Origin of the sequence: Enterobacter cloacae complex sp. P47BA, assembly GCF_014930485.1 — a bacterium.
Classification (GTDB): Bacteria; Pseudomonadota; Gammaproteobacteria; order Enterobacterales; family Enterobacteriaceae; genus Enterobacter; species Enterobacter bugandensis.
The window spans coordinates 144,415-170,355 of sequence record NZ_JADBRF010000011.1 but is presented as its reverse complement, the minus strand read 5'-3'; the positions used below and the strand labels follow the sequence as shown (position 1 = coordinate 170,355).

The 25,941-nt window shown below is 58.4% G+C and carries 24 protein-coding genes; 16 read left to right on the top strand and 8 right to left on the bottom strand.

Annotated features, from left to right (window positions below):
• Positions 1 to 9: 9 nt before the first annotated feature.
• The 3 genes from galE to modE all read right to left on the bottom strand — a co-directional run bounded on the left by galE (position 10) and on the right by modE (position 3,555).
• The gene (galE, locus tag IM299_RS13250) at positions 10 to 1,026 is read right to left on the bottom strand and encodes a UDP-glucose 4-epimerase GalE (RefSeq protein ID WP_041910754.1); all 1,017 of its coding nucleotides are present in this window, start codon (positions 1,024 to 1,026) and stop codon (positions 10 to 12) included.
• Positions 1,027 to 1,226: 200 nt separating this feature from the next.
• Positions 1,227 to 2,699 (bottom strand): molybdate ABC transporter ATP-binding protein ModF, encoded by a 1,473-nt coding sequence (gene modF, locus IM299_RS13245; RefSeq protein ID WP_193357626.1) that lies wholly within the window; start codon positions 2,697 to 2,699, stop codon positions 1,227 to 1,229.
• Positions 2,700 to 2,766: 67 nt separating this feature from the next.
• Positions 2,767 to 3,555, bottom strand: coding sequence for a molybdenum-dependent transcriptional regulator (gene modE, locus IM299_RS13240; RefSeq protein ID WP_047367754.1), 789 nt, complete (start codon positions 3,553 to 3,555; stop codon positions 2,767 to 2,769).
• A 127-nt stretch (positions 3,556 to 3,682) separates the two neighbouring features.
• Between modE and IM299_RS13235 the strand changes: the two genes are divergently transcribed.
• The 4 genes from IM299_RS13235 to modC all read left to right on the top strand — a co-directional run bounded on the left by IM299_RS13235 (position 3,683) and on the right by modC (position 6,534).
• Positions 3,683 to 3,832: an AcrZ family multidrug efflux pump-associated protein gene (locus IM299_RS13235; RefSeq protein ID WP_041910751.1), complete on the top strand. Its 150-nt coding sequence runs from the start codon at positions 3,683 to 3,685 to the stop codon at positions 3,830 to 3,832.
• Between the two features lie 178 nt (positions 3,833 to 4,010).
• A complete protein-coding gene (modA, locus tag IM299_RS13230; protein ID WP_193357625.1) occupies positions 4,011 to 4,784 on the top strand; it encodes a molybdate ABC transporter substrate-binding protein in 774 nt (257 codons plus the stop codon).
• Positions 4,784 to 5,473, top strand: coding sequence for a molybdate ABC transporter permease subunit (gene modB, locus IM299_RS13225; RefSeq protein ID WP_041910749.1), 690 nt, complete (start codon positions 4,784 to 4,786; stop codon positions 5,471 to 5,473). The genes modA and modB overlap by 1 nt, the downstream gene beginning before the upstream one ends.
• A gap of 2 nt (positions 5,474 to 5,475) precedes the next feature.
• Complete coding sequence (gene modC / locus IM299_RS13220) at positions 5,476 to 6,534, top strand: molybdenum ABC transporter ATP-binding protein ModC (protein ID WP_028012403.1); 1,059 nt, start codon at positions 5,476 to 5,478, stop codon at positions 6,532 to 6,534.
• Here modC and IM299_RS13215 read toward each other — a convergent pair whose 3' ends face one another.
• On the bottom strand, positions 6,535 to 7,353 hold the full coding sequence (locus IM299_RS13215) for a pyridoxal phosphatase (protein ID WP_045259940.1): 819 nt from the start codon (positions 7,351 to 7,353) through the stop codon (positions 6,535 to 6,537). It abuts the gene before it with no gap.
• Positions 7,354 to 7,493: 140 nt separating this feature from the next.
• Here IM299_RS13215 and pgl point away from each other — a divergent pair, with 140 nt between their 5' ends.
• Together pgl and tisB are read left to right on the top strand one after the other, a co-directional pair.
• On the top strand, positions 7,494 to 8,489 hold the full coding sequence (gene pgl / locus IM299_RS13210; RefSeq protein ID WP_193357624.1) for a 6-phosphogluconolactonase: 996 nt from the start codon (positions 7,494 to 7,496) through the stop codon (positions 8,487 to 8,489).
• Positions 8,490 to 8,932: 443 nt separating this feature from the next.
• Positions 8,933 to 9,022: a type I toxin-antitoxin system toxin TisB gene (gene tisB, locus IM299_RS13205; protein WP_023332440.1), complete on the top strand. Its 90-nt coding sequence runs from the start codon at positions 8,933 to 8,935 to the stop codon at positions 9,020 to 9,022.
• A gap of 55 nt (positions 9,023 to 9,077) precedes the next feature.
• Here the strand turns inward: tisB and IM299_RS13200 are convergent, their stop codons facing one another.
• Entirely contained in the window at positions 9,078 to 10,361 is a 1,284-nt protein-coding gene (locus IM299_RS13200) for a putative acyl-CoA thioester hydrolase (protein WP_041910745.1), read from the bottom strand.
• 224 nt (positions 10,362 to 10,585) lie between these two features.
• Here IM299_RS13200 and hutI point away from each other — a divergent pair, with 224 nt between their 5' ends.
• The 5 genes from hutI (at position 10,586) to hutH (ending at position 16,827) form a co-directional block, all read left to right on the top strand.
• On the top strand, positions 10,586 to 11,806 hold the full coding sequence (gene hutI / locus IM299_RS13195) for an imidazolonepropionase (RefSeq protein ID WP_048957138.1): 1,221 nt from the start codon (positions 10,586 to 10,588) through the stop codon (positions 11,804 to 11,806).
• Positions 11,803 to 12,741, top strand: coding sequence for a formimidoylglutamase (gene hutG / locus IM299_RS13190; protein ID WP_049136995.1), 939 nt, complete (start codon positions 11,803 to 11,805; stop codon positions 12,739 to 12,741). Before hutI ends, hutG begins: the two co-directional genes overlap by 4 nt.
• 19 nt (positions 12,742 to 12,760) lie before the next feature.
• The gene (locus IM299_RS13185; protein WP_193357623.1) at positions 12,761 to 13,495 is read left to right on the top strand and encodes a histidine utilization repressor; all 735 of its coding nucleotides are present in this window, start codon (positions 12,761 to 12,763) and stop codon (positions 13,493 to 13,495) included.
• A gap of 126 nt (positions 13,496 to 13,621) precedes the next feature.
• On the top strand, positions 13,622 to 15,310 hold the full coding sequence (gene hutU, locus IM299_RS13180) for a urocanate hydratase (protein ID WP_047363797.1): 1,689 nt from the start codon (positions 13,622 to 13,624) through the stop codon (positions 15,308 to 15,310).
• Positions 15,307 to 16,827 (top strand): histidine ammonia-lyase, encoded by a 1,521-nt coding sequence (hutH, locus tag IM299_RS13175; protein ID WP_047363795.1) that lies wholly within the window; start codon positions 15,307 to 15,309, stop codon positions 16,825 to 16,827. Before hutU ends, hutH begins: the two co-directional genes overlap by 4 nt.
• Positions 16,828 to 16,911: 84 nt before the next feature.
• Here the strand turns inward: hutH and IM299_RS13170 are convergent, their stop codons facing one another.
• Together IM299_RS13170 and bioA are read right to left on the bottom strand one after the other, a co-directional pair.
• Entirely contained in the window at positions 16,912 to 17,388 is a 477-nt protein-coding gene (locus tag IM299_RS13170) for a kinase inhibitor (RefSeq protein WP_028012412.1), read from the bottom strand.
• A 48-nt stretch (positions 17,389 to 17,436) separates the two neighbouring features.
• On the bottom strand, positions 17,437 to 18,744 hold the full coding sequence (bioA, locus tag IM299_RS13165) for an adenosylmethionine--8-amino-7-oxononanoate transaminase (protein WP_063942844.1): 1,308 nt from the start codon (positions 18,742 to 18,744) through the stop codon (positions 17,437 to 17,439).
• A gap of 68 nt (positions 18,745 to 18,812) precedes the next feature.
• Here bioA and bioB point away from each other — a divergent pair, with 68 nt between their 5' ends.
• Genes bioB through bioD form a run of 4 tightly spaced genes read left to right on the top strand, consistent with a single transcriptional unit; the run spans position 18,813 to position 22,440 of the window.
• Positions 18,813 to 19,853 (top strand): biotin synthase BioB, encoded by a 1,041-nt coding sequence (gene bioB / locus IM299_RS13160; protein ID WP_193357622.1) that lies wholly within the window; start codon positions 18,813 to 18,815, stop codon positions 19,851 to 19,853.
• A complete protein-coding gene (gene bioF / locus IM299_RS13155; RefSeq protein WP_193357621.1) occupies positions 19,850 to 21,007 on the top strand; it encodes an 8-amino-7-oxononanoate synthase in 1,158 nt (385 codons plus the stop codon). Before bioB ends, bioF begins: the two co-directional genes overlap by 4 nt.
• Positions 20,991 to 21,746 (top strand): malonyl-ACP O-methyltransferase BioC, encoded by a 756-nt coding sequence (bioC, locus tag IM299_RS13150; protein ID WP_060573559.1) that lies wholly within the window; start codon positions 20,991 to 20,993, stop codon positions 21,744 to 21,746. The genes bioF and bioC overlap by 17 nt, the downstream gene beginning before the upstream one ends.
• A complete protein-coding gene (bioD, locus tag IM299_RS13145) occupies positions 21,739 to 22,440 on the top strand; it encodes a dethiobiotin synthase (RefSeq protein WP_060573558.1) in 702 nt (233 codons plus the stop codon). Before bioC ends, bioD begins: the two co-directional genes overlap by 8 nt.
• On the opposite strand, the gene IM299_RS13140 is transcribed toward bioD, so the two are convergent.
• Entirely contained in the window at positions 22,403 to 23,125 is a 723-nt protein-coding gene (locus IM299_RS13140) for an ABC transporter ATP-binding protein (RefSeq protein WP_047363785.1), read from the bottom strand. The two genes, bioD and IM299_RS13140, sit on opposite strands and share 38 nt — an antisense overlap.
• Positions 23,126 to 23,875: 750 nt before the next feature.
• Between IM299_RS13140 and uvrB the strand changes: the two genes are divergently transcribed.
• The gene (uvrB, locus tag IM299_RS13135; protein WP_028012419.1) at positions 23,876 to 25,891 is read left to right on the top strand and encodes an excinuclease ABC subunit UvrB; all 2,016 of its coding nucleotides are present in this window, start codon (positions 23,876 to 23,878) and stop codon (positions 25,889 to 25,891) included.
• Positions 25,892 to 25,941: the final 50 nt, after the last annotated feature.

Below are 25,941 nucleotides of genomic sequence, written 5' to 3'. Positions count from 1 at the left end.
GACGGATCCTTAGTCCGGATAACCCTGCGGGTGGCGTGACTGCCAGTGCCAGGTATCCTGTGCCATTTCATCAAGCGTGCGGGTGACACGCCAGTTAAGTTCTTTATCGGCTTTGGTGGCATCGGCCCAGTAAGCAGGCAGGTCGCCATCACGACGCGGAGCGAAGTGGTAGTTCACCGGCTTACCGCAGGCTTTGCTGAAGGCGTTAACCACGTCCAGCACGCTGCTGCCGACCCCGGCACCGAGGTTATAAATATGCACGCCCGGTTTGTCAGCCAGCTGCTGCATGGCTGCAACGTGGCCGTCTGCTAAATCCATCACGTGGATATAGTCACGCACGCCGGTGCCGTCTTCGGTCGGGTAGTCATTGCCAAAAATGGCCAGCGACTCGCGACGGCCTACCGCCACCTGGGCGATGTACGGCATCAGGTTGTTCGGGATACCCTGCGGATCTTCACCCATATCGCCAGACGGATGGGCGCCGACCGGGTTGAAGTAGCGCAGCAATGCGATGCTCCACTCCGGCTGGGCTTTTTGCAGGTCGGTCAGGATCTGCTCTACCATCAGCTTGCTTTTGCCGTATGGGCTTTGCGGCGTACCGGTCGGGAAGCTTTCAACGTAAGGAATTTTTGGCTGATCGCCATAGACGGTGGCGGAGGAGCTAAAGATAAAGTTTTTGACGTTTGCCGCGCGCATGGCGGAGATCAGACGCAGGGTACCGTTGACGTTGTTGTCGTAATACTCAAGCGGTTTCGCAACGGATTCACCGACCGCTTTCAGCCCCGCGAAGTGGATCACCGCTTCGATGGCGTGGTCGTGAAGGATCTCGGTCATCAGCGCTTCGTTGCGGATGTCGCCTTCTACGAAAGTCGGCTGTTTACCGCCAAGACGTTCAATCACCGGCAGCACGCTGCGCTTACTATTGCACAGGTTGTCGAGGATGATCACATCGTGACCATTTTGCAGCAGCTGCACACAGGTATGACTTCCGATGTAACCGCTACCACCTGTTACCAGAACTCGCATAATTCGCTCCATTGGGCCTATGGTATGTAATAACCATAGCATAACAGAGACGCAAAAAGTGTGACATGGGATAAAATAGTGGAATCGTTTACACTCGTTTTCACACTCGCTTTTTCGATGACGTAGAGCATTCTAGATCAAAGAGATAGCGATGTATTGATGCAAGTTATCTGAAAAGAGGAGGGCGGTGCCCTCCGCGGTTAATTTACGTTGCTGAGAAGATAGCGATAACCCTCACCGTCCGCGACAAACTCGAGGCGGTGGGTGATGCAGGAGGGGGCATCTTCGGCATGGTGTGAAACGAACAGCAGCTGCGTTTCACCTTCGCTAATCAGCACGTCCACAAAGCGGCGGACCAGCTGTCGGTTAAGCGGATCCAGCCCCTGCAGCGGCTCGTCGAGGATCAGGAGCGTAGGGTGTTTTACCAGCGCGCGAACGATCAGTGCCAGGCGCTGCTGCCCCCACGACAGGCTATGAAACGGCGCGTCAGCCACCCGGTTATCCATCCCCAGAATATCCAGCCACTGCTGGGCCAGCTTGTGCTGTTTATCTGACACCGCCTGATAAATGCCGATGGAATCAAAATAGCCGGAAAGGATCACGTTGCGTACCGTGGTACTGACCCGGTAATCCAGATGCAGGCTGCTGCTAACGTAGCCAATGTGCTTTTTGATATCCCAGATGGTTTCGCCGCTGCCGCGACGGCGGCCAAACAGCGTCAGATCGTTACTGTAGCCCTGCGGGTGATCGCCGGTTATCAGGCTCAGCAGCGTGGATTTCCCCGCGCCGTTGGGACCGACAATCTGCCAGTGTTCGCCAGGATTGACCGTCCAGCTGAGGTGATTCAGGATCGGTCGTTCGTCATAGGAGACTACGCCATCGCGCAGGACGATAAGCGGCTGCCTGGGGTCGAGACCGTGGCGTGCTGCCGGCGCGTCGGGATCCGGCAGCGCAATGCCCGCCAGCTTTTCGCTGTGCGCAAGCTGGGCAATCAGCGCCTGTCGGAGCAGCGCGGATTTTTCTCCGGTTTCGATCAGGCTACAGTCTGCCAGCACGCCCGCGTTTTGCACGAAGTCAGGAATTTCATCGAAGCGGTTCAGCACCAGTACGATCGTATAGCCTTCCTGATTCAGAGAGTCCAGCAGGGCAGCCAGCTGGGCGCGGGAGTGGACATCCAGCCCGTCAAAGGGCTCATCCAGAATCAGCAGCTCCGGCTGGCTCATGAGCGCCTGGCACAGCAGCGTTTTCCGCGTCTCGCCGGTAGAGAGGTACTTAAAGCGCCGGTTCAGCAGCGCGGAAATGCCAAACTGTTCCGCCAGATGCTGACAGCGGGCGGGATCTTTCACCTCATCCTGAATAATTTCCGCCGCCGTGCGGCCGGTATCTTCTTCGCCAGGACTGAGTAAATCGGTATTGTTGCGCTGCCACTCGTCGCTGACCAGCTTCTGCAGCTGTTCAAAGGACAGGCGCGTCAGGCGCGTGAAATCGCTCCGGCATTCGCCTTTGAGAAGGGTAAGCTCTCCGGCCAGCGCGCGGGCCAGCGCGGATTTACCGCTGCCGTTAGTGCCGACAAACGCCCAGCTTTCACCCGCGCGTATTGTCAGATCGGCAATCGTCAGCGTTCGGGTATCGCTAAGACGAAACGTACCTTGCGAAATATGCAATGATGACATGATATATCCCATTTTTTGCAGCAATAGATATCAGGGATACGCACTGTCGTCACGATTGTCAATGCGCTCAGCACAATGTGGCGATAATCACACGGTCCGCGTTGAAATATGCGGTGACGACAGCACCTTCTTCTAAATCGTTCGCCTCGCTGAGCGGGACCGTGGCGCAAAGCGCCTGTCCGTCTGCCAGGGGCATCAGCACTTCGCACTGCTCCTTGCCGCGTTCGATATGGCTGATGGTACCCCGCAGCTGGTTATCAGCCGCCTTTGCCTTGTCCGGATCGCGTGTGATATTGACCCAGGGTGCTTTCAGCAACACCAGCACCTCTTTACCTTCATCCAGGTCAAGGCGCTCTGCGCTCTGGGCCGTTATCGCCGCTTTCAGACGGGTGACACCATCGGCAAGCAGGATCTCAACATGCTGCTGTACCTGGAGATTATCGCGCGCCGTCACCGTACCAAACCACTGGTTGCGGGCGCTGGTCTGCAACGAGAAGCGGGAAATGGCTGCCAGCAAGCTGTCCAGCGGAACGTTGTCGTCGTCACTCAATACATCGAACGCTTTTTGCTGAATCTGGCCCAGGAGATCGTAGAGCTGAATCAGGCGCAGGCCGTAGCGTGTGACGACAGCACCTCCACCGCCTTTGCCCCCTGTGGCTCTGTCCACCAGCGGATGCTCGCTCAGGGTGTTCATGTCATTGATGGCATCCCAGGCGCTTTTATAGCTAATCCCGGCGTTCTTAGCGCCCTGGCTAATTGAGCCGGTTTGTTCTATCTGTTTAAGCAGGGCAATACGTCGGGGATCGGCGAAAAGCTTTTGCTGAAGTCGGAGAGTAAGAAGAATTTCGGCCTGCATAACAGTGTCCTGGCAAAAAGAATATTGTGACCCAAATGGTGCAGGGCGCAAAGGGCACCGCACAAAAGGGGATGTTTTTCTTACTTTTCAGGGTAGAATAGCCCATTCACAAAATCTGGAGAAAACCATGTTAGAGTTGTTGAAAAGTCTGGTATTCGCCGTGATCATGGTACCAGTAGTGATGGCCATCATCCTCGGTGCCATCTACGGCCTGGGTGAAGTGTTCAACATCTTTTCGAATATCGGTCACAGAGACCGTGCGAAAAAGCAGCATTAATTTCCCACAAAACGCCCGGCTTGCCCGGGCGTTTTGCTCTCAAGCTTTTCTTACTTTCGCCGATATAATTTAACGTAACACACCGTGTTACCCCTTGAGCGGTACGAATTACCGCTGGGATCTCCCTGATGATACCGTTATATTAATATGTATATAACGCTACTCACAGGAGTTACAGATGGCACGTTCATGGGTACGCCTTTTCGCAGGGGCAACGCTGACGCTTTCACTTACCGGACACGCGCTGGCGGACGAAGGTAAAATCACGGTCTTTGCGGCGGCGTCGTTGACCAACGCGCTGCAGGATATTGCGGCGGCGTATAAAAAAGAGAAAAACGTCGAGGTAGTCTCCTCTTTTGCCTCTTCCTCTACGCTGGCACGGCAGATAGAAGCGGGCGCTCCGGCAGATCTGTTTATCTCTGCTGACCAGAAGTGGATGGACTACGCGGTGGAGAAGAAATCGATTGATGCGGCGACCCGCGAAACGCTGCTGGGCAATAGCCTTGTTGTGGTTGCACCGAAGGCCAGCGCGCAGGGTGAAATCACCATCAATAAAGAGACAAACTGGACCCGCCTGCTGAACGGTGGCCGTCTGGCGGTGGGTGACCCGGAACACGTTCCGGCCGGGATTTACGCCAAAGAAGCGCTGCAAAAGCTGGGCGCGTGGGAGACCCTGTCACCAAAACTGGCCCCGGCGGAAGATGTGCGCGGCGCGCTGGCGCTGGTGGAGCGTAACGAAGCTCCGCTGGGCATTGTGTATGGTTCCGATGCCGTTGCCAGCAAGGGCGTAAAAGTGGTTGGCGCCTTCCCGGAAGACTCCCACAAGAAAGTGGAATATCCTGTGGCGATTGTTGATGGACATAAAAATGCGACCGTAACGGCCTTCCGCGATTATCTGAAGGGGCCGGAGGCGTCCGCAATCTTTAAACGTTATGGATTTACGACTCACTGATGATACTGACCGATCCTGAATGGCAGGCTGTTCTGCTGAGCCTTAAAGTCTCTTCCCTGGCGGTTGCGCTGAGTTTGCCCTTTGGGATCTTTTTTGCCTGGCTACTGGTTCGCTGTCGGTTCCCCGGCAAAGCGCTGCTCGACAGCGTCCTTCATCTTCCCCTGGTTTTACCGCCCGTGGTGGTCGGTTATCTGCTGCTGATTTCGATGGGGCGACGCGGTTTTATCGGCGAAAAGCTCTACGACTGGTTCGGAATCACCTTTGCCTTTAGCTGGCGCGGTGCGGTACTGGCGGCGGCGGTGATGTCATTCCCGCTGATGGTCAGAGCGATCCGCCTCGCGCTGGAAGGCGTGGATATGAAGCTCGAACAGGCAGCCCGCACGCTCGGTGCCGGGCGCTGGCGCGTCTTTTTTACCATCACGCTTCCGCTTACGCTGCCGGGCATCATTGTCGGGACGGTGCTGGCGTTCGCCCGCTCGCTGGGCGAGTTTGGTGCGACCATCACCTTTGTGTCGAACATTCCCGGCGAGACGCGGACCATCCCATCGGCCATGTATACCCTGATTCAGACGCCAGGGGGAGAGAGTGCCGCAGCGCGGCTGTGCATCATCTCTATCGTATTAGCCCTGGTTTCGCTGCTGGTTTCTGAATGGCTGGCACGGCTAAGCCGCGAACGGATGGGGAAATAACGATGCTGGAACTGAATTTCACCCAGACGCTGGGAAACCATACTCTGACGCTTAACGAGACGCTGCCTGCAAGCGGCATCACCGCCGTCTTCGGCGTGTCGGGCGCGGGTAAAACGTCTCTGATTAACGCCATCAGCGGCCTGACGCGCCCGCAGTCAGGGCGCATTGTCCTGAACAACCGCGTCCTGAATGACGTGGAGAACAAGATTTACCTTTCGCCGGATAAACGCCGCATCGGCTATGTTTTTCAGGACGCGCGCTTATTCCCGCACTACAGCGTGCGCGGCAACCTGCGCTACGGCATGGCGAAAAGCATGGCCGGGCAGTTTGATAAGCTGGTGACGCTTTTAGGCATTGAACCCCTGCTCGACAGGCTGCCGTCCTCGCTCTCCGGCGGGGAGAAACAGCGTGTGGCTATAGGCCGCGCGTTGCTGACCGCCCCCGAACTGCTGCTGCTCGACGAGCCGCTGGCCTCGCTGGATATACCGCGCAAGCGCGAGCTTTTGCCTTACCTGCAGCGTCTGACCCGCGAAATTAATATTCCGATGCTCTACGTCAGCCATTCGCTGGATGAGATCCTGCATCTGGCCGACAAAGTGCTGGTGCTGGAAGAGGGCAGCGTGAAGGCCTTCGGCAACCTGGAAGAGGTGTGGGGCAGTAGCGTGATGCACCCCTGGTTACCCAGGGAGCAGCAGAGCAGCATCCTGAAGGTGAGCGTTCTGGAGCATCATCCGCACTACGCGATGACCGCCCTGGCGCTGGGCGACCAGCATCTTTGGGTCAATAAGATCGACAAACCGTTGCAGTCCGCGCTGCGGATCCGCATCCAGGCGTCGGACGTCTCGCTGGTGCTGCAGCCGCCGCTGCAAACCAGTATTCGAAATATTCTGCGCGCCAAAGTGGCGGAGTGTTTTGATGATAACGGGCAGGTAGAGGTGAAGCTCGACGTGGGCAGCAGGACGCTCTGGGCGCGCATCAGCCCGTGGGCCAGGGATGAGTTAGCAATCAAGCCCGGCCTGTGGCTTTACGCGCAAATCAAGAGCGTTTCGATCACCGCCTGATTACAGCAGGTGGGTATAGATGTACTGCGCGATGCTGTCGGTGGTGTTGTCGCCAATTACCACGTTAGCGCGCGCTTTTACCGCGTCGTCGGCATTGCCCATCGCCACGCCCGTACCGACGGCTTCCAGCATGCTGATGTCGTTGTAGTTGTCGCCGAAGGCGATCGCGTCCTGCATTGACCAGCCCTGCGATTCCACGTACTGCGTCAGACGCTTGCCTTTGCTGTTGCCTTTGCGGGCAATATCCACCTGATCGTGCCAGGACCATTCGCACTCCAGCCCCAGCGTGTCCTCGACGTGTTTCGCGAAGGTATTCAGTTTGGTGGTGTCTTCATCCGTCAGGGCAAACTTCCAGATAGCCTCAACGTCCTGGGCCGCCTGACGCAGAGAGGATACCTGGGTAAAGACCGGACGCTGCGCTTCTGGCAGGGACAACGCCCAGTTGCTGGTGCGTACCACATGGCCGGTTGGGCGCTCGTACACCATCGCGTTATCCACATACATCAGGCCGTGAACATTATGCTCATCCAGCAGATCGATCAGCTGCAGCGCCTGGGGAACCGGCAGCGGGTCGGAGGCTAAAACCTTTTTTGCCTGATAATCATACAAATAAGTGCCATTACAACAAATTGCAGGTGTATCCAGCGCCAGTGCCTGATAAAAAGGGTGAATGGCTACGTGATGTCGACCCGTTACGATAAGGAGTTGATATCCCACTTCCTGCGCGCGTTTAAGCGCTTCAAGGGAGGAGGGGAGCAGGGTTTTCTGAGGGGTAAGTAATGTTCCGTCTAAATCCAGTGCAATCACACGCGAGGTCATTTGTTCTTCCGGGTTAATGTTGAATTTTAGGTCTCAGGGGATGTTACACCGAGAGTAAATCGCTGCAAAATTCCTGGCTAAAATTCAGCATTCACCGTTAAAAATAATCACTTTCACGTGCAGTGAGGAAAGGAGTATTCATGAAACAAACCGTTTATACCGCCAGTCCTGAAAGTCAGCAGATCCACGTCTGGCGCTTGAATGCAGAAGGTTCGCTCACGCTGGTTCAGGTTGTTGATGTGCCGGGCCAGGTGCAACCGATGGTCGTCAGCCCGGATAAACGTTTCTTATACGTGGGTGTGCGCCCGGAGTTTCGCGTGCTGGCCTACCGCATCTCTCCTGACGACGGCGCGCTGACCTACACCGCTGAAGCGCCACTGCCGGGCAGCCCAACCCACATCTCGACCGATCGTAAAGGCCGCTTCATTTTTAGCGGTTCTTACAATGCCGGTTGCGTCAGCGTGACCCGTCTTGACGATGGTATTCCGGTAGAAACTGTCGACGTGGTGGAAGGGCTGGAAGGCTGCCATTCGGCGAATATCTCCCCGGACAACCGCACGCTGTGGGTGCCTGCGCTGAAGCAGGATCGAATCTGCCTGTTCACCCTGAGCGACGATGGTCACCTGGTGGCGCAGAATCCGGCTGAAATCACCACCGTTGAGGGCGCAGGTCCTCGCCATATGGTCTTCCACCCGAACCAGCAATATGCCTACGTCGTTAACGAACTGAACAGCTCGGTGGACGTATGGGCGCTGAAAGATCCAAACGGCCAGATTGAGTGCGTGCAGACGCTGGATATGATGCCATCTGATTTCTCCGACACCCGCTGGGCGGCAGATATCCACATTACGCCAGATGGCCGTCATCTGTACGCCTGTGACCGTACCTCCAGCCTGATTACCGTGTTTAGCGTTTCCGAAGACGGCAGCGTGCTGGCGGTTGAAGGCTTCCAACCGACGGAAACTCAGCCGCGCGGCTTTAATATCGATCACAGCGGTAAATACCTGATTGCGGCGGGGCAGAAATCCCACCACATCGCGCTGTATGAAATCAAAGGCGAGCAGGGCCTGCTGGAAGAGAAAGGACGCTATGCGGTAGGTCAGGGGCCAATGTGGGTGGTGGTTAACGCGCACTAAGCGGCTTAAAACAAAAAACCTCGCGAATGCGAGGTTTTTTTATGCCCGGTGGTAGCCGGGTGAGCACATCAAAACGTAACCAACAGGATCATCATAATGTCGACTCAAGGCGATGTAAATTCATCGTCAACGAACAAAGGAGAACACGGAATGATCAGTGAATAGTATATAAATAATAATCAGTCACTTAAGTGCTTTTGCTTTATAAATTCCTAAATTGGTTTTAACTGTTTTTATGTACAGTGGTGATTTGATATCATTCTGTGCGTTGGTTCGATGTGTTGCAGTTCCGCGATTCAGGATCCTTTTTAAGTCCTGGCTGTCGGGTGGTGCCGACGGTGCCTAAACTGCGGAGCACATCAAAACATAACCAACACACCTCTGGTGACAGGCAGCGGAAAGGTAAACCAGAGGAGAAGTGCTCTATACCAAAGGAGTGGCGTATGAGCGGTGTGGAATGGGCAATTCTGTTCCTGCAACTCATGGTTGCGATTATGCAACTATTGGATGCGTATCTTAAGTTTGGAGCCTGACGCATTCAGTCGCAGTAAAAAGGGGGATTAAACTCCCCCTTTTACTCTCATCTCGTTACTGCTTCGGCTCAGCAACCACGTTGCTGCCCAGACCGCGGTTGTTGTATTCCCACATGCGGTTGAAGTTCGCGTCGTTCAGGTTGCGCTGCACGTTTCCTTTATCGTCCACCGCACCGGTGTTGCCGGAGAACGGACGTTTGGAGACAGCCGCATCAGCCCACGGCTTCGCCACGTTAAAGCCTTCGTTGATCACGCTGTCGCGGATAACGACCTGGCCGTTGGTCGCAGAGTCCACGTCCAGGGAGCGTCCCAGCTGCGCCACGCCGTCACCGGCCGCGTTAAAGCGGCTGTTCACGGCCAGGAAGCCGTAAAACAGGTTAGACTGGGTTGCCGGAGCAAACACATAGCCTTCCTGCTGGGTACGGGAATTCACCACGCGGAAATCGGTGTTATCAAACACTACCGCGCCGCGACCGGACACCAGATCAACGTCACCTTCAACATAGCTGTTGGTCACCAGCGTACGGGTCAGACGGTTGTTCTGCAGCGTGTTCTGTACGCCGCTGTTGGTCACGAAGAAGGTGTTCTGACGGCCCAGAATATTGACGTTGTTAATCTGCACCTTATCGCCGTCGCTACGCAGCGCAACGGCCTGGTGGTTACCGGCATCCACGCTGTCACCCAGGGTATTCTGAATGGTCAGGTTCTGCAGTTGCAGGCCATTATTCTGCGACCAGAACACCGCCGAGCACATCACGCCAATGGTGGCGGAACGCTTGCTCTGGCAGTTATCGAACATATACCACGCCGGTTTGCCCGGCATATATTTGCCTGCCGGGTTTACCAGGTGACGCCAGGCGGTGCTGTCGATTTCGGAATCAATCGCCAGGCCAATTTTTACGTCGATGGCTTTTTCACCCAGACCGTAAATCGTAATGCTGCCAGGAGCCGCCGGAACATACACGGTGCCTTCGTATTCACCCGGCAGGATCGCGATGTACTGGCGAGACGCGCTGTGTTTAGTGATTGCCGCGTCAACCGCTGCCTGGATAGTGGTATGCGTTACGCCCTGCGCGCCAGCCGGGCCAACAACGAAGTCAGGCTGTTTAGGCAGGTTAATAGAAGACGGTGTCCACGGCGCGGCGTTAGGATCCATCGCCGAGAAGTAATGGGCGCGGTCGAAATTCTTCGCTTCATCCGCGGACAAAATCGGGCGGGAGGCGGTACCGGGCGCTACCTGCTCAGAAGGACGCTGATCCGGTGGTGTAGAACTGCATGCGGATAATGTCACGCCAAAGGCGAGCGCTAACGCCAGACGGGAAATCCTGGAAATGTTCAAGGTGAAGCTCCTGGGTATGCAAGTCTTTACGGGATAGACGAAATAGCCTGCTTTTTTATACTAAGTTGAGCGAAACGGGAAGATAAAAAGGGTAAAAGTTGCATTTTTTGCCCGGAGGTGACGGGAAAGTCATCACAAATAAATAACATTTTCCCTTAAGGCGGTTGACAGCAGACGATGGATGCAAATAAATGTCTATACAACCCATGACAAGTGGAATGCCCATGCAGCTTCAACCTGACGATGTTATATGGCGAAATGCGCGCCTGGCAACAATGGTTCCCGATACATCCGCGCCTTATGGCCTGAAAGAGCAGCACGCGCTGGTCGTGCGCGGCCAAACTATCCTTGGCGTGCTTCCTGAATCTGACCTTCCTTCCGGACACCGTCACGTCATCGATCTTGAGGGACGTCTGGTCACGCCTGGCCTGATTGACTGCCATACCCATCTGGTATTTGGCGGCGACCGCGCGGCGGAGTGGGAACAGCGTCTGAACGGCGTCTCTTACCAGACCATCAGCGCTCAGGGGGGCGGGATTAACGCCACCGTGACGGCAACGCGCAGCAGTTCCCTGGAAACCCTGCTGAAACTTGCGCAGCAGCGGCTCCAGCGTCTGATGAATGAAGGCGTCACCACGGTTGAAATCAAATCGGGATACGGACTCAACGCCGAGGCCGAAGAGAAGATGCTGCAGGTTGCCCGCCAGTTGAGCCTCAATAATCCGGTTGATATCAGCCCAACGCTGCTGGCGGCCCATGCGGTTCCGGCAGAATATCGACAGGATCCAGATGCGTACCTCACGCTGGTTTGCGAGCAGATACTGCCCACGCTGTGGCAAAAAGAGTTATATGAAGCAGTAGACGTGTTTTGTGAAAACGTCGGCTTTACCCCGTCGCAAACCGAGCGCCTCTTTAAGGCGGCGACCGCGCTCGGTATCCCGGTGAAAGGGCATGTTGAACAGCTGTCGAATCAGGGCGGAGCGGCGCTGGTCAGCCAATATAACGGACTGTCGGCCGATCATATCGAATATCTCGACGACGCGGGCGTTCAGGCGATGGCGCAAAGCGGTACGGTTGCGGTACTGCTCCCCGGCGCGTTCTATTTTCTGCAGGAGCGCCAGCGTCCGCCGGTTGATCAGCTCCGAAAACGTGGTGTGCCGATGGCCGTCGCCACCGACTATAACCCCGGCACCAGCCCGTTTGCCAGCCTGCACCTGGCGATGAATATGGCCTGCGTCCAGTTTGGCCTCACCCCCGAAGAGGCCTGGGCTGGCGTCACGCGGCATGCGGCGCAGGCGCTGGGCCGCGGCGCAACGCACGGGCAGCTGCAGTCGGGGTTTGTCGCTGATTTTATCGTCTGGGATGCTCACCATCCTGTAGAGATGGTCTACGAGCCGGGACGCAATCCGCTGTATCAAAGTATTTTCCGTGGGGAGGCAGTATGAAGTTATGGCGGCCCGTCGCCGAAACGGTCTGGCAGGGGCGAGACGACAGTGCCGAAGCCAGCAATGCAACGCGCATTTTCCAGACGATACAACAGCAGGCGCTGTTCACGCCGCTTTCATCCGGCATCGCGCTGATAGGATTTGAATGCGATGCAGGGGTTAAACGCAATCAGGGCAGGCCCGGCGCCGCGCAGGCCCCTGATATTCTGCGCAAAGCACTGGCGAATATGGCAAGCCATCAGGGACACGAACGGCTGGCGGATATGGGCTCGGTGTACGTTGAAAGCGATGAGCTTGAACCCGCGCAGCGGGCGTTAAGCGATGCCGTGACGGCCTGCCAGCAGTCCGGGATGCGCACCCTGGTGTTTGGCGGCGGGCATGAAACCGCCTGGGCGCACGGTCGGGGTGTTCTGGATGCGTTCCCCGGCGAGCGCGTGGCGGTGATAAACCTGGATGCGCATCTCGACCTGCGCAAGGCCGACCGGGCGACGTCCGGTACGCCGTTTCGTCAGCTGGCTCAATACTGCGATGAATGCGGGCGCGAGTTTCGCTACGCCTGCTTTGGCGTCAGCCGCGCGGCGAACACCCAGGCACTGTGGGATGAGGCCGAACGCCTGAACGTCACGCTGGTGGAGGATCTTCATTTCAGACGCGAGGCATTATCGGCCTTGGAAAAGGTGCTGGCGCAGGCCGATCGTATCTATCTGACGATCGATCTGGACGTCCTGCCCGCGGGCGAAATGCCCGCCGTTTCCGCCCCTGCGGCGTTAGGCGTCCCGGCAATGGATCTAATGCCGGTTATTGAACAAATCTGCCGCAGCGGTAAGCTGCAGGCCGCCGATCTGGTAGAGTTTAACCCGCAGTACGATCGGGACGGGCAGGGCGCAAAGCTCGCCGCCCGTCTGGCCTGGCAAATTGCTCACTGGTGGGCATAACACTATTAAAGGAGTCACGATGTTTTCACGCTCACCCCTGCCGCAACCGAGCCCGCCCGCGCCTTTCTATGAAAAGGTGAAGCAGGCGATCAGCGAAAAAATCGCCACCGGCGTCTGGCGCCCGCACGATCGCATTCCGTCGGAGGCCGAGCTGGTGGCGCAGTTCGGTTTTAGCCGGATGACCGTCAACCGGGCGCTGCGCGAGCTGACCGACGAAGGGCTTCTGGTGCGTCTGCAGGGCGTCGGGACGTTTGTGGCGGAACCGAAAGGGCAATCCGCCCTGTTTGAAATCCGCAGTATTGCGGACGAAATTGCCGCGCGTAATCATCAGCACCGCTGTGAAGTGCTGGTGCTCGAAGAGACCCAGGCCAGCGCCGAGCAGGCGGCAGAGCTGAATGTCAAAGAGGGAAACCGCATCTTCCACTCCGTGATGGTGCATTTCGAAAACGATATTCCGGTGCAGATTGAAGATCGCTGCGTGAACGCCGAACGGATACCGGACTATCTGAACCAGGATTACACCCAGACCACCCCGCACGCCTATCTGTCGCTTGTCGCACCGCTGACGGAAGGGGAGCACATTGTGGAGGCCGTGCGCGCCACGCCGCAGGAGTGCGAGCGGCTGCGCATTAAAGAGCACGACCCGTGCCTGCTGATCCGCCGTCGAACCTGGTCCTCGTCGCACATTGTGTCGCATGCCCGGCTGCTTTTCCCGGGGAACCGTTACCGGCTGCAGGGCCACTTTATGTCATAAGTTTTATAAGCGTGATCGCTAACGCAATATAACAAAATTGTATCTTTTTTGTTAAATCTGACCTTGTGTGTGCTTGTCTATACAAGTATATCTAAATGCATCATCTGTCCCGTATAGGAGCACACAATGTCGTCAGGTAAATACCGCCAGCAGGATGTCCGCGCCGCGCGTGGCACCACGCTTACTGCCAAAAGCTGGCTCACCGAAGCCCCGCTGCGCATGTTGATGAACAACCTCGATCCTGAAGTGGCGGAAAACCCCCACGAACTGGTGGTCTACGGCGGCATAGGCCGTGCCGCACGCAACTGGGAATGCTATGACGCAATTGTAAAATCCCTGACCGAACTCGAACACGACGAAACCCTGCTGGTGCAGTCCGGCAAACCGGTTGGCGTATTCAAAACCCATAAGAACGCGCCGCGCGTGCTGATCGCCAACTCTAACCTCGTGCCACACTGGGCCACCTGGGAACACTTCAACGAGCTGGACGCGAAAGGGCTGGCGATGTATGGCCAGATGACCGCCGGGAGCTGGATCTACATCGGCAGCCAGGGGATTGTGCAGGGCACCTACGAAACCTTCGTGGAAGCGGGGCGCCAGCACTATAACGGCTCGCTGAAAGGCCGCTGGGTGCTTACCGCCGGTCTGGGCGGGATGGGCGGCGCGCAGCCGCTGGCCGCTACGCTGGCCGGCGCGTGCTCGCTGAACATTGAATGCCAGCAGAGCCGCATTGATTTCCGTCTGCGTACCCGTTACGTCGACGAACAGGCCGAGAATCTCGATGACGCGCTGGCGCGCATCAAAAAGTACACCGCTGAAGGCAAAGCGGTGTCGATTGCCCTGTGCGGCAACGCGGCGGATATTCTGCCGGAGCTGGTTGCCCGCGGCGTGCGTCCGGATCTCGTTACCGACCAGACCAGCGCCCATGACCCGCTGCACGGTTACCTGCCAAAAGGCTGGACGTGGGAAGACTACCAGCAAAAAGCGGAAACCGACCCTGAAGGCACGGTACTGGCGGCTAAGCGTTCGATGGCGGAACACGTCTCCGCGATGCTGGCCTTCAGCCAGTTGGGCATTCCAACCTTTGACTACGGCAACAACATCCGCCAGATGGCGAAAGAGATGGGCGTGAATAACGCCTTCGACTTTCCCGGCTTCGTGCCTGCCTATATCCGTCCGCTGTTCTGCCGCGGCATCGGCCCGTTCCGCTGGGTGGCCTTGTCCGGCGATCCGCAGGATATCTACAAAACTGACGCCAAAGTGAAGGAGATCGTCGCAGACGACGAACACCTGCACCACTGGCTGGATATGGCTCGCGAACGCATCAGCTTCCAGGGCTTGCCGGCGCGCATCTGCTGGGTAGGGCTGGAGTGGCGGCAAAAGCTGGGTCTGGCCTTCAACGAAATGGTGCGCAGCGGTGAAGTCTCCGCGCCTATCGTCATTGGCCGCGACCATCTGGACTCCGGCTCCGTCGCCAGCCCAAACCGTGAAACCGAAGCCATGCGCGACGGATCTGACGCGGTCTCCGACTGGCCATTGCTTAATGCCTTGCTGAATACCGCCAGCGGCGCCACCTGGGTCTCTCTGCACCACGGCGGCGGCGTCGGGATGGGCTTCTCTCAGCACTCAGGGATGGTCATCGTCTGTGACGGAACCGATGAAGCGGCTGCGCGCATCGCCCGCGTGCTGCACAACGACCCGGCAACCGGCGTGATGCGTCACGCGGATGCGGGTTACGAGATTGCCATTGACTGTGCCAAAGAGCAGGGACTGAACCTGCCGATGATCCCTGCCACACAAGGAAAGCATGCATGAACGCGTTAACACTCACTCCCGGCTCGCTGACGCTCAAACAGCTGCGTAACGTCTGGCGCCAGCCGGTCACCCTTTCACTTGATGAAAGCGCCCACGCCGCGATAAACGACAGCGTCGCCTGCGTAGAAGCGATTGTTGCCGAAGGGCGCACCGCCTACGGGATTAACACCGGCTTTGGCCTGCTGGCGCAGACCCGCATCGCCACGCACGATCTGGAAAACTTACAGCGTTCGCTGGTGCTGTCGCACGCGGCGGGCGTCGGCCAGCCGCTGGATGATGAGATTGTCCGTCTGATGATGGTGCTCAAAATCAACAGCCTGGCGCGCGGTTTCTCGGGCATTCGCCTGAGCGTGATCCAGGCGCTGATGGCCCTGGTGAATGCAGAAGTCTATCCGTGGATCCCGGCAAAAGGTTCCGTCGGCGCCTCCGGCGATCTCGCCCCGCTGGCGCACATGTCGCTGCTGCTGCTGGGTGAGGGCAAAGCGCGCTGGCAGGGCGAGTGGCTCCCTGCGAAAGAAGCGCTGGCAAAAGCCGGCTTAACGCCAATCACCCTCGCGGCAAAAGAGGGGCTGGCGCTGCTCAACGGCACGCAGGCGTCGACGGCCTTTGCGCTGCGCGGCCTGTTTGAAGCGGAAGATCTCTTTGCCTCCGCGGTGGTGTGCGGTGCGCTGACCACCGAGGCGGTGCTTGGCTCGCGTCGTCCGTTTGACGCGCGTATTCACGCGGTGCGCGGCCAGCGCGGGCAGATTGATGCCGCCGCCATGTACCGCCACGTGCTTACCGACACGAGTGATATTGCGGATTCACACCATAACTGCGAGAAGGTACAGGATCCGTATTCCCTGCGCTGTCAGCCGCAGGTGATGGGCGCGTGCCTGACGCAGCTGCGCCAGGCAGCAGAGGTGCTGCTGGTGGAGGCCAACGCGGTCTCCGACAACCCGCTGGTATTCGCCGAGGAAAACGAGGTGGTCTCCGGGGGCAACTTCCACGCCGAGCCGGTGGCGATGGCGGCGGATAATATCGCGCTGGCGATTGCCGAAGTCGGGGCGTTATCCGAGCGCCGCATCGCGCTGATGATGGATAAACACATGTCCCAGCTGCCACCGTTCCTGGTGCGTAACGGCGGGGTTAACTCAGGCTTTATGATCGCTCAGGTGACGGCCGCAGCGCTGGCAAGCGAAAACAAAGCGCTGTCGCACCCGCACAGCGTGGACAGCCTGCCAACCTCGGCGAACCAGGAAGATCACGTGTCGATGGCCCCGGCGGCCGGGCGTCGTCTGTGGGAGATGGCCTCCAACACCCGCGGCGTGCTGGCGGTGGAGTGGCTGGCGGCGTGTCAGGGTATCGATCTGCGCGAAGGGCTTAAATCCAGCCCGCTGCTGGAGCAGGCGCGCCATGTGCTGCGCGAGCACGTCACGCATTACGATGACGACCGCTTCTTTGCGCCGGATATTGATAAGGCGATGCAGCTTCTGGAAGAGGGACGCCTTGTGGGACTGCTACCTTCGGTGCTGTGATGTTTTGCCCGGTAGCGCTGCGCTTACCGGGCCAACGAATGCGAAATCCAGGCCGGGTAAGGCATAGCCGCCACCCGGCTTTTTTCAGGAATACATCGCCGTAATCGACGCGCTCCCCAGGGAATGGAAATGCACGTTAAACCCGACCATCGCGCCGCTCGCGCCTTCATCGACCTCAATCTTCTCCACATCCAGCGCGTGCACCGTGAAGATATAGCGGTGGGTTTCCCCTTTTGGTGGCGCTGCGCCGCCGTAGCCCGCTTTACCAAAGTCAGTGCGCGTCTGAATGGCACCTTCAGGCAGGGCAACCAGGTCTGAACCGGAACCCTGCGGCAGCACGCGCGTGTCGGCGGGCAGGTTCGCCACAACCCAGTGCCACCAGCCCGAGCCGGTCGGCGCGTCCGGGTCGTAGCAGGTCACGACAAAGCTTTTGGTTCCTGCAGGAACGTCGTCCCACGCCAGGTGCGGGGAGATATTATCCCCCTGATAGCCCATGCCGTTGAAAACGTGGCGTTCGGGGAGTTTTTCACCGTCGCGCAGATCTTTACTGATGATTTTCATACGGTTTACCCTCGTTATTCACTCGTTCAGGAAGTGTAACGCATGGGATTAAATCGCGAAATGCGCGGGAATGTTAACGGCTGTTACGACCGCGTCGGTTAATTTACGCAGCTGCTCCGGCGTGATGCTGTACGGCGGCATCAGGTAGATAAGCTTGCCGAAAGGCCGCACCCAGACGCCCTGCTCAACGAAGAAGCGCTGCAGCGCCGCCATGTTCACCGGGCGGGTGGTTTCAATCACCCCGATGGCACCCAGCACGCGCACGTCCGCCACAAAATTCGCCCCCGAGGCGGCGCTCAGCTCTCCTTTCAGCTGTGCCTCAATCGCCGCGACCTGCGTCTGCCACTCGCCGCTCTCCAGAATGGCGAGGCTTTCGCTTGCCACGGCGCAGGCCAGTGGGTTGCCCATAAACGTTGGGCCGTGCATAAAGCAGCCCGCCTCGCCGTCGCTGATGGTGTCGGCAACCTGACGAGTGGTGAGGGTGGCGGAGAGCGTCATGGTGCCGCCGGTCAGCGCTTTACCCAGACACAGAATATCCGGCGCAATGCCCGCGTGTTCGCAGGCAAACAGCTTGCCGGTGCGGCCAAAGCCGGTGGCAATTTCATCGGCAATCAGCAGAATGCCCTCGCGGTCGCACATCTTGCGAATGCGCCTCAGCCATTCCGGATGGTACATCCGCATTCCGCCCGCGCCCTGCACGATCGGCTCAAGAATAACGGCGGCTATCTCATGGCGATGCGCCGCCATCAGCCGCGCGAAGCCCACCATGTCCATCTCGTTCCACTCGCCGTCGAAGCGGCTCTGTGGCGCAGGGGCAAACAGGTTTTCCGGCAGATAGCCCTTCCACAGGCTGTGCATGGAGTTGTCCGGATCGCAGACCGACATCGCCCCGAAGGTATCCCCGTGATAGCCGTTGCGGAAGGTGAGGAACCGCTGGCGCGTTTCGCCCTTCGCATGCCAGTACTGCAGCGCCATCTTCATCGCCACTTCCACCGCCACCGAGCCGGAATCGGCCAGGAAAACGCACTCCAGTGAGTCAGGCGTCATCGCCACCAGGCGACGGCATAAATCCACCGCGGGCTGATGGGTGATTCCGCCAAACATCACGTGCGACATCTGGTCAATCTGGGCCTTCATCGCCGCGTTCAGGCGCGGATGGTTGTATCCGTGAATGGCCGCCCACCAGGAGGACATTCCGTCAACCAGCCGCTCGCCGCTGGCGAGATGCAGCTCGCAGCCGTGGGCAGAGGCCACCGGATAGACGGGAAGGGGGCGGGTCGTGGAGGTGTAAGGGTGCCAGATATGCTGCTTGTCGAAGGCGAGATCGTCCTGGGTCATAATCGACTTGTAAACCATTTTGAAAAGTTTTAGGTTTACGAGTATAAACCGAACCGAAAATTAACAAAACCCTTTGGAGAAGCCCCATGGCTCACCACGCACGCTGGACGATGTCGCAAGTTACTGAATTATTCAACAAACCTTTCCTTGAGCTGATGTTTGAAGCGCAACAGGTGCATCGTCAGCACTTCGATCCGCGTCATGTTCAGGTCAGCACGCTGCTGTCGATCAAGACCGGCGCCTGTCCTGAAGACTGCAAATATTGCCCGCAGAGCGCGCGCTACAAAACCGGTCTCGAATCCGAGCGTCTGATGGAAGTCGAGCAGGTCCTCGACTCCGCGCGCAAGGCGAAAAACGCCGGTTCAACCCGCTTCTGCATGGGCGCCGCGTGGAAGAATCCACATGACCGCGACATGCCCTATCTGGAGCAGATGGTGAAGGGCGTGAAGGAGATGGGCCTCGAAGCCTGCATGACCCTCGGTACGCTCAACGAGGAGCAGGCGCTGCGCCTCTCTGCCGCGGGGCTGGACTACTACAACCACAACCTCGACACCTCCCCGGAATTTTACGGCAACATCATCACCACGCGCACCTATCAGGAGCGCCTGGACACGCTGGACAAAGTGCGTGATGCAGGGATCAAGGTCTGCTCCGGCGGCATCGTGGGCTTAGGCGAAACGGTGAAAGACCGCGCGGGTCTGCTGCTGCAGCTGGCGAACCTGCCGACCCCGCCGGAAAGCGTGCCCATCAACATGCTGGTGAAGGTCAAGGGCACGCCGCTGGCGGATAACGAGGACGTGGATGCGTTTGATTTTATTCGCACTATCGCGGTGGCGCGCATCATGATGCCAACCTCTTACGTCCGCCTTTCTGCGGGCCGCGAGCAGATGAACGAGCAGACCCAGGCGATGTGCTTTATGGCCGGAGCCAACTCCATCTTCTACGGCTGCAAGCTGCTGACCACGCCGAACCCTGAAGAGGACAAAGACGTCCAGCTGTTCCGCAAGCTGGGGCTGAACCCGCACCAGACCGGGGTGCTGACGGGCGATAACGAGCAACAGCAGCAGCTGGAGCAGCAGATTTTCAACGCCGACACCGACCAATTCTACAACGCGGCAGCCGTATGACCTGGCAGGCACGGATTAATGCCGCGCTGGAAGAACGCCGGGCGGCAGAGGCGTTTCGCGTTCGCAGAGTGGTGGAAAACGGCGCGGGCCGTTTTCTGACCCGCGAGGAACGGCAGTTTTGTAATTTCTCCAGCAATGACTATCTCGGGCTGAGCCAGCATCCGGCCATCGTCCGCGCCTGGCAGCAGGGCGCGGAGCGGTTTGGCGTGGGCAGCGGTGGCTCGGGGCACGTCAGCGGATACACCACGGCGCATCAGGCGCTGGAGGAAGAACTGGCTGACTGGCTGGGCTACCCGCGTGCGCTGCTGTTTATCTCCGGGTTTGCCGCCAACCAGGCGGTCATCACGGCCCTGATGGGTAAAGAGGACCGCATTGTCGCCGACCGTTTAAGCCACGCCTCGCTGCTGGAGGCGGCAAACTTAAGTCCCGCCCAGCTGCGCCGCTTTGCCCATAACGATGCGTCACAGCTCGCCTCGCTGCTTGATAAACCCTGCGATGGGCAACAGCTGGCGGTCACGGAAGGGGTGTTCAGCATGGACGGCGACAGTGCGCCGCTTGCCGCGCTTCACGAGGCCGCAAAGCGGCAAAACGCCTGGCTGCTGGTCGATGATGCTCACGGCACTGGCGTGATGGGCGATGAAGGACGCGGCAGCGCCCATCAACAAAACGTGAAGCCGGAACTGCTGGTGGTTACCTTCGGCAAAGGCTTTGGCGTCAGCGGCGCTGCCGTGCTGTGCAGCGAATCTGTCGCCGACTATCTGCTGCAGTTTGCCCGACACCTCATCTACAGCACCAGCATGCCCCCGGCGCAGGCCGTGGCGCTGTCGGCGTCGCTGGCGGTGATCCGTAGCGCAGAAGGGGATGAACGCCGTCAGCAGCTGGCAGAGCACATCTCCTGCTTCCGTCAGGGACTGGCGGCGCTTCCCTTCCAGAGTCCCGATTCGCAGAGCGCCATCCAGCCCGTGATTGTCGGCGAAAACGGCCGCGCGCTGGCGCTGGCCCAGGCGCTGCGCGAGCGGGGGATGTGGGTAACGGCCATTCGTCCGCCAACCGTTCCGCCGGGCACCGCGCGTCTGCGCTTAACCCTGACGGCGGCGCATGAGGCGCAGGATATCCAGACGCTGCTGGAGGCGCTTCATGATGCCGGTGAATAAGCAGGCCGTTGCGGCGGCGTTTGGCCGGGCCGCGCGGAGCTATTCGCAGCACGATGAACTCCAGCGCCAGAGCGCGCAGGGGCTTCTGGCCGCGCTTGGCGAGAACCGCTTCCCGCAGGTGCTGGACGCCGGCTGTGGTCCCGGCAGCAACAGCCGCTACTGGCGCGAGGCGGGGAGCGAGGTGACGGCCATCGACCTGTCGCCCGCCATGCTGGACGAGGCGCGCCAGCAGCAGGCGGCGCACCACTATGTAGTGGCGGATATCGAGGCTATCCCGCTGGCGGACGCGCAGTTCGATCTGGTCTGGAGCCATCTGGCGGTGCAGTGGTGCAGCAGCCTGCCGCAGGCGTTACGCGAGCTTTATCGCGTCGCACGACCGGGCGGAAAGGTGGCCTTTACCACCTTGCTGGAAAGTTCGCTGCCGGAGCTGAATCAGGCGTGGAAAGCGGTGGATGAGCAGCCGCACGCGAACCGCTTTTTATCGTATGAGCAGGTGACGCAGGCGCTGGCTGGCTGGCGCTGTCGCAGCACGGTGCAAAACATCACGCTTAATTTTAGCGACGCGTTCAGCGCCATGCGCTCTCTGAAGGGCATCGGCGCCACGCACCTGCACGCCGGGCGGGAGAAAAAACCGCTGACCCGGGGGCAGCTGCAACGCCTGGAGCTGGCCTGGCCGCAGCAGCGGGGCCTTTTCCCGCTCTCTTATCAACTTTTTCATGGGATTATCGAACGTGACTGAACGTTATTTTGTTACCGGCACGGATACGGAAGTGGGCAAAACGGTTGCCAGCGCTGCGCTGCTGCAGGCGGCACGACTGCTCGGAAAAAACACCGCCGGATATAAGCCCGTGGCTTCCGGCAGCGAGATGACGGCGGAAGGGTTACGCAACACCGACGCGCTGGCGCTCCAGCGTAACAGTAGCCTTGAGCTTGCCTATTCGGCGGTGAATCCCTATACCTTTGCCGAGCCGACGTCGCCGCACATTATCAGCGCTGAGGAAGGCCGTCCGATTGATTTCGCCGTGCTGTCTGCCGGGTTACGGACGCTGGAAAGCCAGGCCGACTGGGTGCTGGTGGAAGGCGCGGGAGGCTGGTTTACGCCACTTTCGGACACGCAGACCTTTGCTGACTGGGTGCAGGCCGAGCGGCTTCCGGTCATTCTGGTCGTCGGCGTGAAGCTGGGCTGCATCAATCACGCCATGCTGACGGCGCAGGCCGTTCAGCAGGCAGGGCTGACGCTGGCAGGCTGGATAGCCAACGACGTGGTTGCGCCGGGCAGGCGGCATCAGGAGTATCTGGCGACCCTCAAGCGCGTGCTCCCGGCACCGTTCCTCGGGGAAATTCCCTGGATTGCTGGCGATGCTGAGCAGGCCGAAACCGGGCGTTATCTCGACCTCAGCGTCTTGCTTCCCGCGACATCCAGTGGGCGATAAGCTCATCGTTCAGCTCGCTAACGTGGCCCTGAGCCACGTTACGCCCGCGATAAAGCATGCAAAACCGATCCGCCACCCGGCGGATAAACGACAGCTGCTGCTCTGCCAGCAGCACCGTCATGCCTAACTCCCGGTTTAAGCGCACCAGCAGCTGCGCCAGCTTCTGGGCAAATCCGTGTCCTGCCCCATGCGTAGGCTCATCCAGAATCAGCATCCGCGGGCGGTTGACCAGTGCATTCGCCAGGGCAAGCTGATACTGATCCTCTGGCGAAAGGGCATTGCCCCGCGTCTGACGTCGCGCGTAGAGTTCCGGGAACAGATCGTATACGTCGCTTTTCGCCGCCGGGTCGGGTTTCCCCATCGCCCGCATGGCAATATGCAGATTCTCCTCAATCGTCAGTTGAGAAAAAATACGCCTGTCCTGCGGCACATAGCCTATTCCCGGCTCTGAACGTTGTTCCGGTGCCGGGCTGAGCAAATCACGCGGCGGTGCGCCCGCTTCATGCCAGATAATCGTGCCGCTTTCGACGGGGATGTTTCCGGTAATGCAGTTCATCAGGGTGGTTTTGCCCATCCCCGGCAGGCCTATGACGCCTGTACACATCCCTTGCGGAAAATCCAAATCCACGTTCCATAGCGTATGTTGGCTTCCGTAAAACTGATTCACTGCACGCAGACTCAACATCTTTCTCTCCTTAAAAATGCGTAGGGATAGGCCTGACGTGAAGCTGCAAAACGCTTGCCAGAAACCTGAAATCGATTAAAAAAACGACTTTTTTAGGAATAAGCCACAGGAGAGCAGGGTAAAAACGCGTGGCTTGCACATCGACGGTGCCGGCAATGATGAGTTGTGGTGCAGGACGAAAAATGGCTGAAATGTGAGCAGGATCGCATCTGTTGGTTATGAATGACTCAACTGTTTATCGTCAAAAAAGAGCTATAAAAATTTTTTGTTGCCGCCTCGTGGGAAAATCCGGGAATTTGCTGAGCGGCGGTCTACACGGGCTGGAAGCAGTTATCCACTATTCCTGTGGATAACCATGTGCATTAGAGTTAGAAAACACGCGATAAGCGAGAGAAGACGCGGCTTTCGCCCAAATTGACGCGAAACGCGGCTTTAGAAAATATCGTTTAAAATTTAATTGCTTAGATAAAAGCAATTACCGTAATGAAAGTGTCACTCGTTGCCATAAAACTATCATTACCTGGCTTGACAAATGTTAAAAAAGAAAAAGTTCTGGGGATAACCCAACCTGGCTGGTTTTTTATCTCGTCAGAGCCTAAATTTTGTCCGCTAACGCGCTAATGAATCCGCCGCTACGCTAAATATCCTGACACGCTACTGGTTTTTCATCCAGTGTTTTTTACTGGCATTCCTGGCAACAACGAGTAAAATTACTCACCTGCCGCTTTTAACGTCATCAGGTCGTCGCCCATGAGTAAACCGTTCAAACTGAATTCTGCTTTCCGCCCCTCTGGCGATCAGCCTGAGGCGATCCGTCGTCTTAAAGAGGGGCTGGAAGACGGGCTGGCGCACCAGACGCTGCTGGGGGTAACCGGCTCGGGCAAAACGTTTACTGTCGCCAACGTGATCGCTGACCTGCAGCGCCCCACGATGGTGCTTGCACCCAATAAAACCCTCGCGGCACAGCTTTACGGCGAGATGAAAGAGTTCTTCCCGGAAAACGCGGTGGAGTATTTTGTCTCCTACTACGATTACTACCAGCCGGAAGCCTATGTGCCGAGCTCTGATACCTTCATCGAGAAAGATGCTTCGGTGAACGAACACATCGAACAGATGCGACTGTCTGCGACCAAGGCGCTGCTTGAGCGACGCGATGTGGTTGTGGTCGCGTCTGTTTCGGCAATTTACGGCCTGGGCGATCCGGATCTCTATCTCAAGATGATGCTGCACCTGACGCAGGGGATGATCATCGATCAGCGCGCAATTTTGCGCCGTCTGGCCGAGCTGCAGTACACCCGTAATGACCAGGCCTTCCAGCGCGGGACGTTCCGCGTGCGCGGTGAGGTGATCGACATCTTCCCGGCGGAATCGGACGATATGGCGCTGCGCGTCGAGCTGTTTGACGAAGAGGTCGAGCGTTTGTCACTGTTCGACCCGCTGACCGGCCACGTTGAGTCGGTGATACAGCGTTTTACCATCTACCCTAAAACGCACTACGTGACGCCACGAGAGCGTATCGTGCAGGCGATGGAAGAGATCAAAGAGGAGCTTGCAGAGCGCCGTAAGGTGCTTCTGGCTAACAATAAGCTGCTGGAAGAGCAGCGCCTGAGCCAGCGCACCCAGTTCGATCTGGAGATGATGAACGAGCTGGGCTACTGCTCGGGTATCGAAAACTACTCGCGCTTCCTCTCCGGACGCGGGCCGGGCGAGCCACCGCCGACGCTGTTTGACTACCTTCCGGCCGACGGTCTGCTGGTGATCGACGAATCCCACGTCACGATCCCGCAGATCGGCGGGATGTACCGCGGTGACCGCGCGCGTAAAGAGACGCTGGTGGAGTACGGCTTCCGCCTGCCGTCAGCGCTGGATAACCGTCCGATGAAGTTTGAAGAGTTTGAGGCGCTGGCGCCGCAGACCATCTACGTGTCGGCTACGCCGGGCAACTACGAGCTGGAAAAATCGGGCGATGAGGTGATCGACCAGGTGGTCCGTCCGACCGGGCTGCTGGACCCGATTATCGAAGTGCGCCCGGTGGCGACCCAGGTGGACGATCTGCTCTCTGAGATCCGCGCCCGTTCCGCCATCAACGAGCGCGTGCTGGTGACGACGCTCACCAAGCGCATGGCGGAAGACCTGACCGAGTATCTTGAAGAACACGGTGAGAAGGTGCGCTATCTGCACTCGGATATCGACACCGTGGAGCGCATGGAGATTATCCGCGATCTGCGTCTGGGCGAGTTTGACGTGCTGGTGGGGATCAACCTGTTGCGAGAAGGTCTGGATATGCCGGAAGTTTCGCTGGTGGCGATTCTGGACGCCGATAAAGAGGGCTTCCTGCGCTCTGAACGCTCCCTGATCCAGACCATTGGCCGCGCCGCGCGTAACGTCAACGGGAAAGCGATTCTGTACGGCGACAAAATCACCCCGTCGATGGCGAAAGCGATTGGCGAAACGGAACGCCGACGCGAGAAGCAGCAGCGCTACAACGAAGAGCACGGCATTACGCCGCAGGGGTTGAACAAGAAGGTGGTGGATATTCTGGCACTGGGTCAGAACATTGCGAAGACCAAAGCGAAAGGCCGCGGCAAGGCGCGTTCAGTGGTGGAAGAAGATACCGTCGTACTGACGCCGAAAGCGCTGCAGCAGAAAATCCACGAGCTGGAAGGGCAGATGATGCAGCACGCCCAGAACCTGGAGTTCGAAGAGGCGGCGCAGATCCGCGACCAGCTGCATCAGCTGCGGGATCTGTTTATCGCGGCATCATAGGTAAAGCGGCGTGTATTCCCCCTCTCCCCGTGGGAGAGGGCTGGGGTGAG